Origin of the sequence: Staphylococcus pseudoxylosus (assembly GCF_003697915.1) — a bacterium.
GTDB classification, from domain to species: Bacteria; Bacillota; Bacilli; order Staphylococcales; family Staphylococcaceae; genus Staphylococcus; species Staphylococcus pseudoxylosus.
Genome location: NZ_RCVN01000020.1, coordinates 23,943 through 32,164, shown reverse-complemented (window position 1 = coordinate 32,164; position 8,222 = coordinate 23,943). Strand labels below are relative to the sequence as shown.

8 protein-coding genes are annotated in these 8,222 nt (G+C 30.9%); 4 read left to right on the top strand and 4 right to left on the bottom strand.

Going from position 1 to position 8,222, the window contains the following annotated elements; translation table 11 throughout:
- Positions 1 to 420 precede the first annotated feature (420 nt).
- Entirely contained in the window at positions 421 to 1,629 is a 1,209-nt protein-coding gene (gene tcaB, locus D9V42_RS13580; RefSeq protein WP_122065388.1) for a putative multidrug effflux MFS transporter TcaB, read from the top strand.
- Between the two features lie 93 nt (positions 1,630 to 1,722).
- On the opposite strand, the gene D9V42_RS13575 is transcribed toward tcaB, so the two are convergent.
- Positions 1,723 to 2,271, bottom strand: coding sequence for a TetR/AcrR family transcriptional regulator (locus D9V42_RS13575; protein ID WP_122065386.1), 549 nt, complete (start codon positions 2,269 to 2,271; stop codon positions 1,723 to 1,725).
- Between the two features lie 127 nt (positions 2,272 to 2,398).
- Here D9V42_RS13575 and D9V42_RS13570 point away from each other — a divergent pair, with 127 nt between their 5' ends.
- Both D9V42_RS13570 and D9V42_RS13565 read left to right on the top strand, forming a co-directional pair.
- Positions 2,399 to 3,046: an HlyD family secretion protein gene (locus D9V42_RS13570; protein WP_017723219.1), complete on the top strand. Its 648-nt coding sequence runs from the start codon at positions 2,399 to 2,401 to the stop codon at positions 3,044 to 3,046.
- Between the two features lie 13 nt (positions 3,047 to 3,059).
- A complete protein-coding gene (locus D9V42_RS13565) occupies positions 3,060 to 4,946 on the top strand; it encodes a DHA2 family efflux MFS transporter permease subunit (protein ID WP_107555968.1) in 1,887 nt (628 codons plus the stop codon).
- A 304-nt stretch (positions 4,947 to 5,250) separates the two neighbouring features.
- On the opposite strand, the gene D9V42_RS13560 is transcribed toward D9V42_RS13565, so the two are convergent.
- Entirely contained in the window at positions 5,251 to 5,898 is a 648-nt protein-coding gene (locus D9V42_RS13560; protein ID WP_122065384.1) for a hypothetical protein, read from the bottom strand.
- 274 nt (positions 5,899 to 6,172) lie between these two features.
- On the opposite strand from D9V42_RS13560, the gene D9V42_RS13555 reads away from it, so the two are divergent.
- Positions 6,173 to 7,072, top strand: a complete 900-nt coding sequence (locus tag D9V42_RS13555) for an alpha/beta hydrolase fold domain-containing protein (protein WP_122065382.1) — start codon at positions 6,173 to 6,175, stop codon at positions 7,070 to 7,072.
- 250 nt (positions 7,073 to 7,322) lie between these two features.
- Here the strand turns inward: D9V42_RS13555 and D9V42_RS13550 are convergent, their stop codons facing one another.
- Positions 7,323 to 7,727 (bottom strand): hypothetical protein, encoded by a 405-nt coding sequence (locus D9V42_RS13550; RefSeq protein WP_107554803.1) that lies wholly within the window; start codon positions 7,725 to 7,727, stop codon positions 7,323 to 7,325.
- A gap of 15 nt (positions 7,728 to 7,742) precedes the next feature.
- Positions 7,743 to 8,168 (bottom strand): thioesterase family protein, encoded by a 426-nt coding sequence (locus tag D9V42_RS13545; protein WP_233665350.1) that lies wholly within the window; start codon positions 8,166 to 8,168, stop codon positions 7,743 to 7,745.
- Positions 8,169 to 8,222 lie beyond the last annotated feature (54 nt).

Here is an 8,222-nt window from a genome sequence, read left to right as displayed (position 1 = left end):
GCCTTATTGAGTTAGTGGTACTTACACATGAGTAGATACTCAGGTGATCCGCCTTATTGAGTTAGTGGTACTTACACATGAGTAGATACTCAGGCGATCTGCCTTATTGAGTTAGTGGTACTTACACATGAGTAGATACTCAGGTGATCCGCCTTATTGAGTGAGTGGTTCTTACACATGACCCACAGATCGGGTGAACCAAAATACTGCTCAATTTAAGATTCTAAAATCACATTATTTAAAAAGAACATTCAGTTTATATGAGTTATAAGTAACTATTTAAATATCTCATTATTAAAGCTATAATAGTAGCAATGAACTTTAAATTAACTTGTAAAAGAATGTTTATAATTTTAAGAAATTAAAAAAATATAAACCTTTTCATCAACGAAATCATACATCATTGTGAGGAGAATAAATATGTCTAATTATCAAGAACAACGTAAGCAGTCTTTATTGTTCGTAATTATACTCGGGGCACTCACTGCAATAGGTGCATTATCAATAGATATGTTCCTACCTGGTTTGCCACAGATTCAATCTGATTTTAATACGACAACTTCAAATTCACAATTAACTTTGTCACTCTTTATGATTGGGTTAGCATTAGGTAATTTATTTGTTGGGCCGATATCTGATGCAATGGGTCGTAAAACACCACTTGTAGTCGCCATGTTATTATTTACTATGGCAAGCATTGGGATTATTTTTGTAGAAAATATTTGGGTAATGATTGCTTTAAGATTTGTCCAAGGTTTTTGTGGCGGAGCTGGTGCTGTTATTTCAAGAGCGATTTCCAGTGACTTATATAGTGGTAAACAATTAACGAAGTTTTTAGCATTGCTTATGTTAGTTAATGGCGTTGCTCCAGTTATAGCACCAGCGCTTGGCGGTATCATATTATCATTTGCTACTTGGCGAATGGTTTTTGTTATATTAACAATTTTTGGAATTTTAATGCTACTCGGTTCTCTGTTAAAAGTTCCGGAGTCTTTAGCGGTGGAACATAGAGATAGTCCACATATTATAAGTATATTTAAAAATTTCAAATTATTATTGATGACACCAAGATTTGTATTACCTATGCTAATACAGGGTGTAACGTTTATAATGCTATTTAGTTATATTTCAGCATCGCCTTTTGTTACGCAAAATATTTATCGTATGTCTGCACAACAATTTAGTGTGATGTTTGCATTGATTGGTTTGAGCTTAATTTTCTCTAGTCAACTAACAGGTAAGTTGATTGATTATATAAATAGACAAACATTATTACGTATATTAACGATGATTCAATTAATAGGTGTTGTAGTTGTATCAGTTACGTTAATGACACATTTACCAATTTGGATTTTATTTATTGGTTTTATTATACTCGTAGCACCAGTTACTGGCGTAGCAACCTTAGGGTTTTCTATTGCAATGGAAGAACGTACGGGGGGAAATGGTAGTGCATCAAGTTTATTAGGACTTGTACAATCGTTATTAGGTGGCCTAATATCTCCATTAGTTGGTATAATGGGAGAAATGAGTTTCGTACCTTACGTTACAATAATTATTTTAGCGGGTATTTTACTGATTATTTTACAGATTATAAATTATTTTGTTTTTAAACCTCAGTCATTTTAAAATTTAAATTTTAAACATAAAAAAACGCTATATCTTAAGATAGCGTTTTTTTATTCAAGCATATTTATGTTAATAGTAATAAAAATGTGTTTATCAACGTCTTAATTTAATTACATTTGCAAGAAGAATTTGAGCAAGTTCATCTGCTGATTCAGGACAGCCTTCACGTATCCATAAATAGACAATACCGATTTGTCCGCCCAGTGCATAAGTAACAAATTGCTTTTTCTTTTTTACATTTGTATAGTCTACAATGATTTTTGTATATGTTTCTCTAGTAAGTGTTACATAATCGGAAAATAAATCACGGTTAGGGTGTGAAACAAATATCGCGTGAAAGAATCCATAATGTCGTTCGATATAAGTTAAAATACTTTTGAAAAATTTATATAATTTATAGTGATTTACCTCTTCTTTACTTTGACTGTCATATAATGAAGTTAATAACTTTGAATATTTTTGTAGGTGATACATTTGTATTGTAGATAAAAGATCATATTTATCTACAAAATAATCGTAAAATGTTGTTCTATTTATACCACTATACGCACATAACATTTTTATCGTGATGTTTTCAAAAGGGTGTTCTTCTAATAGTAAAATCATACTTTTGATTATTTTATCTTTTGCTCTTTGTCTCATTTTTACTCCTTCAAAAACACGGTGGATGCAAACCCAACACATTTTATATAAGTGTCGGTGTTTTTTTATTGTACATGTATCTATAATATATAAAGTGAATTTTAAAAGCAAATAGGAGGAAAGAGTAATGAAAAAAATGGTATTAATTAACATCATTACCATTGTAGTTCTTGTGATTATTGGTGTAGTCGGTTTCCACTTTTATAATCAAGCTACAGGATTTGTAAGTACAGAGAATGCCAAAGTTGACGGAGAGCAAATTAAAGTATCTGCGCCAGCATCAGGCGAAATCAAATCATTTGATGTTAAAAACAACGAAAAATTAAGTAAAGGCGACAAAGTTGCTGAAATTGCAGCTAAAGGTGAAGATGGCCAATCACAAAACATGGATATTAAAATGCCACAAGATGGAACAATCGTAAAAACTGATGGCATGGAAGGTTCAATCGCGCAAGCAGGATCTCCAATTGCTTATGCTTATAATTTAGATGATTCTTATATTACTGCAAATGTTGATGAAAAAGACATTTCAGATGTTGAAGAAGGTAAAGATGTAAATGTAAAACTTGACGGCGAAAAAGCTGAACTTAAAGGTAAAGTTGAAGAAATTGGTAAAGCTACAGCTTCAAGCTTTTCAATGATGCCTTCATCAAATACTGATGGTAACTATACTAAAGTTTCTCAAGTAGTACCTGTGAAAATCTCACTTGATTCAAAACCATCTAAAAACGTTGTTCCAGGAATGAACGCTGAAGTTAAAATTCATAAAAATTAAGGGGGGTCTATAAATGACAATGACCTTCATTATTATTTACGTAGTCATAGCGCTCATTTTTGTTGGATTGATTAATCTTTTTATGGCAAAGAGTAAGAAAAAACAATCAAAAAGACAAATGGAACAAATGAAGCAAGAAGATAACGCTTCTGATGAAAATTATCAATCTAAATTTAATATAAGTGACAAAGAAGGTTCTAACGAATCAACTATGGAGTCAGAAACAGCAACAGAAGAGAATTTGGAAGATAACGATACTTTAAGTAGTGAAGAAATAGATCAATCAATTGATAACTCAGATGAGACAACAGATGCTGATCATGAAAATATCAATCCAAATTCTGAAGAAGCAAAAGTAAATGAAAAATTAAAAGAAAAGCATAGTTCCTTTATGTTTGGTAAAGGAACGTCACAAGGTAAAGTGCTATTAGCAATGATATTTGGTATGTTTATAGCAATCTTGAACCAAACGTTATTAAACGTTGCCTTGCCAAAGATTAACACAGATTTCAATATTTCTGCGAATACGGGTCAGTGGTTAATGACAGGGTTTATGTTAGTAAATGGTATTTTAATTCCAATTAGTGCTTATTTATTTAACAAATATTCTTATAGAAAACTATTTTTAGTAGCTATGACGCTATTTACAATTGGTTCTCTAGTCTGTGGTATGTCAGGGTCATTCACAGTAATGATGGCAGGACGTGTATTACAAGCGATTGGCGCTGGTATACTTATGCCTTTAGGTACGAATGTATTTATGACTATTTTCCCTCCCGAAAGACGTGGCGCTGCAATGGGTACACTTGGTATAGCGATGATTCTAGCACCAGCAATAGGTCCTACTTTATCAGGTTATATCGTTGAGAACTACCATTGGAATGTTATGTTTTATGGCATGTTTATTATTGGATTAGTTTCACTAGCAATTTCATATATTTGGTTTAGAGTTTATCAAGTTACAACCAATCCAAAAGCGGATATCCCGGGTATTATCTTCAGTACAATCGGTTTTGGTGCATTATTATATGGATTCAGTGAAGCTGGTAATAATACATGGAGTTCACCTATAGTAGTGATTTCATTAATTGTAGGAGTTATCTTTATTATTGCCTTTGTAATTAGAGAGCTCACAATGCGTGTACCAATGTTAAGTATGGAAGTATTAAAATACTCTGGATTTACTTTGACTACAGTAATCAATATGATTGTAACAATGAGCTTATTCGGAGGTATGATTTTATTACCGTTATATCTACAAAACTTAAGAGGATTTACACCAATACAATCTGGTTTATTATTACTACCAGGTGCATTAATTATGGGTGTTATGGGTCCTGTTGCAGGTAAATTGTTAGATACAATTGGTATTAAACCATTAGCTTTAGTAGGTACTGGTATCATGACTTATGCAACATGGGAATTGACAAAATTAAATATGAATACCACGTATGGACATTTAATGTTGATATACATTATTCGTTCGTTTGGTATGAGTTTTATTATGATGCCGATTATGACGGCAGGTATGAATTCATTACCACAAAGACTGATTTCACATGGTAATGCTTTATCTAATACTTTAAGACAATTGGCAGGTTCAATTGGTACAGCACTATTAGTCACAGTAATGTCAACACAAACTACACAATACGCTGCTGGTTACGCACAAGATTTAGATAAAACAAGTCCATTTTTAAAAGATCGTTTACAAGAAATGGCACAATCAATGGGTGGAGAGCAAATGGCTACTTCACAAATATTAGAATTTGTACAAAAACTTGCTTCAATTAATGGTGTAAATAGTGCATTCTTAATTGCCACAGCACTAAGTGCACTTGCATTTATCTTAAGTTTATTCTTAAAAGGTAAAGCACATTACATTTCAAATGAAAAGTAAGGTCTCATTAAATTAGGCAAGTTAAAGCACATTAAATACAGAACCTAGAATATATTCTCTTCTAGGTAAAAATAAACGTCAATTTCTATTGGAATAATATAGAAATTGACGTTTTCTTTAATGTTATAAAATTTTGTAGTTCTTATAAGTTACTACTTAATGACATTATGGCATATCCAAGATTTCGTGTGATTTTATGTATCTTCATACATATAATACAATTCTATAACTATTTATTATATGTATAATAAAACCATACAAATTAGGTATTATCCTAATTGTATGGTTGTGTTAGTAACGTAATTTAAGTAATTCTTTTTTTATAAGTTTTACGATTTCTAAAAAATAAACTAACTAAAATCAGAGCAATGCTACAGCCAAGTAAGATAAACGCATTATGTAGGGCATCTGCTTCGGTTAAGATTTGTGAGGGTTTGACTGAAACGTAGTATTGAGTCATTGAATCAGCAATACGGGTTGCAATATTTTTAATAAGGTATGAAAACCCAAAAGTAATAACCAACATAATAGCAATTACAAGTAAATTTACAATCTTTAATGCGGTTCTATTAAACACGAGCGTAAAAATAGTTAAAACTAAACTAACGATACAAGCAATAAAGAAAACGTAAAAGACTAATATTAATCGATCTATACTTGTTTGAAGATCATCAATACTTTCAATATTAATGTTGAGGTTCGAAAAATCATTAATTGAATCTTGGAAATTAGTAAGTTGATGGAAATTAATGGATTCTTGAACAAAAACTAAATTGAAAATAGGTTCTTTAAACATACTATAGCCAGTTATCGCTATTAATATTAAAACGATGATATGAATAATAATACTAACCCACGATCTTTTCTTTTTTTCATATTGTGAACCACGTTGCATAGGTTCACTAGTTAAGGTGTGTTCAAAGTCTTTGAATTGTTTGTGCTTATCGGCCATAAGTACTCCTTTCACTGCGTATTGCTAGCATTTATTTATTTTGTGACTTTTGTTTTGTTATAATGTTTAATAACTGATACATTTTAAGTATTACTAACTCGACTTTTAAATATACTAATAATGAAATTGTTAGTTTTTAAGTTACTCACATTATATTATGACTATGATTTTTTGGTCATTATATTAATTTTACCATAACATTTATTTTTTTTAATAAATAAAACAAAGAATATTGAATGATAGCACAATAAATATAGATTGGATGGATTATGGAATGAAATCAAGACTAACAACTAAATTTATAAATAAATACTTGTTACCTCATAGGTCTATTATTTTCAATACAGACCAGGATTTTGAGAAATTCATGGAAAATCGTGAAAAGATTAATGATAAAAAACACAAACAGCCAGAAACATTAAATGTTAAATCTGATTTAGATAAGCAAACATTAGATGATTTACAAGTTTTTAGATTCAGATTTAGACATAGTAAAGAAAAAAAGATTTTATATATTCACGGTGGTTATAATACTTTACAACCGTCAGCTTTTCATTGGAGATACATGGATAAACTTGCATTAAGTACTTTATATGAAGTTGTTATGCCTATCTATCCAAAAGCACCAAAATATAATATTGATGATACGTTTAATGCTATTTTTAAAGTGTATAACGAATTATTAAAAGAAGTAGATAGCAAAGATATTATTATTATGGGCGATGGCACGGGTGGCGCTTTAGCGCTTAGCCTAGTTCAACAGTTACAAGAGCAAGGACGACCGATGCCTAAAAAAATATATTTATTTTCCCCTTTATTAGATGCACAATTAAATAATCCAGAAATTACAGAAGCATTAGATCGAAAAGATGTACTTGTAGATAAAGAGGGTGTTCAGAAAATATTGAACCATTGGTCCAACAATTTACCATTAAATGATACAAGGCTCTCTCCTATAAACGGTAATTTGATGGATTTACCACCCATTTTTATGTTTGGTGGTACTTATGAAATTTATCTGCCAGATATGCTGAAATTTACTGAAATTTTAGCTTCAGCACAACAAGAAATTCACTTTTATGAGTATAAACGTATGGTTCATGCGTTTCCATTACTACCAATTAGAGAATCTCATAAAGTAATTAAACAAATTGTTGGAACAATTAATGAGTGAAAATGTCATATTTTTAGTATTTTAAAGTGATGCACTTTAGCGGACAGGATGGGAAATCAAAGTTGACTAGATTTTCCATCCTGTTTTTTATGAATAACAATCATAAATAGTGATGTGTAGGTATTATATAACAACAGTTAGTAGTTACTAGAAATCCATTTCATTTATATTTAAGCTAATGAAAAATAAAACAACTGCCAATAAAGATAACTTCATTGGCAGTGTGATTTCTATAAAAAGTAAAATAGGGTTATTTATTTAGGATTGTCGTATTAATAGAATCGATGATGCATTTTTGACCCATTAAAGTATAATGATGAGCCAATATCTCCTCGTAATCAGTAGGCGGTTGTTCGAGCATTTTAAATTTCTGTGAGGAAATGTCATAATCATTTAAAACCTTAGTTGCAAAATCATTAAAATTAGAAATGAGAGCTTGTTCATCTGGATAAGACTTCAAAATGGTGTCAATGTGATCAATCGCTCTTTTTTGGCCTTGTAAATAACTAATATCTAAGCCTCGTTTAATCAATTGACTATCAGGCCCATTGATTACAAGGCGCTTACTTTGATTAAGTTCGCTAAGTTCAAATTTAGTGTGGTCAAATAAATCGTATAAATGTAATTCAATACTCGTATGGATGTTTTTTGTCATGTATTTCTCAACTCCTTATCTAGAAATTCCTATACGATGGCCCAATTGCTTTGGCCATTCTATGAGCTGTTGATTGTCGTAATAGGAAATAATTTCATTCACGTATTGTGCAGGGAATGGGGATGTTTTTTTAGTTTTGCGATTGATACCTAACATCAAAGCTTCATTAGTTGCAACAGTTGTACCATCTGATTTTGTCATGATAGAAAAGAAGTGCACACTTTTCTCATTATAGTCGTATAAATAAATAGTAATTTGGTATTCATCATTTTCTACTAATTCAGATAAATAAGCAGTTTGTTCTTCAACAGTAAAGAGGGTATAGTTCAATGTTTCACGTTCCTCTAAAGATAATCCTTTTTGGTAATTAAACTGGTTGATGGCATCACTGAAAACAATATTATATTGTGCATCATGTACATGATTGTTGTGATCAATCATATCTTGTGTGACGTAGTGATTAATAGTAAATGGGTTTTGCAATGAAAACACTCC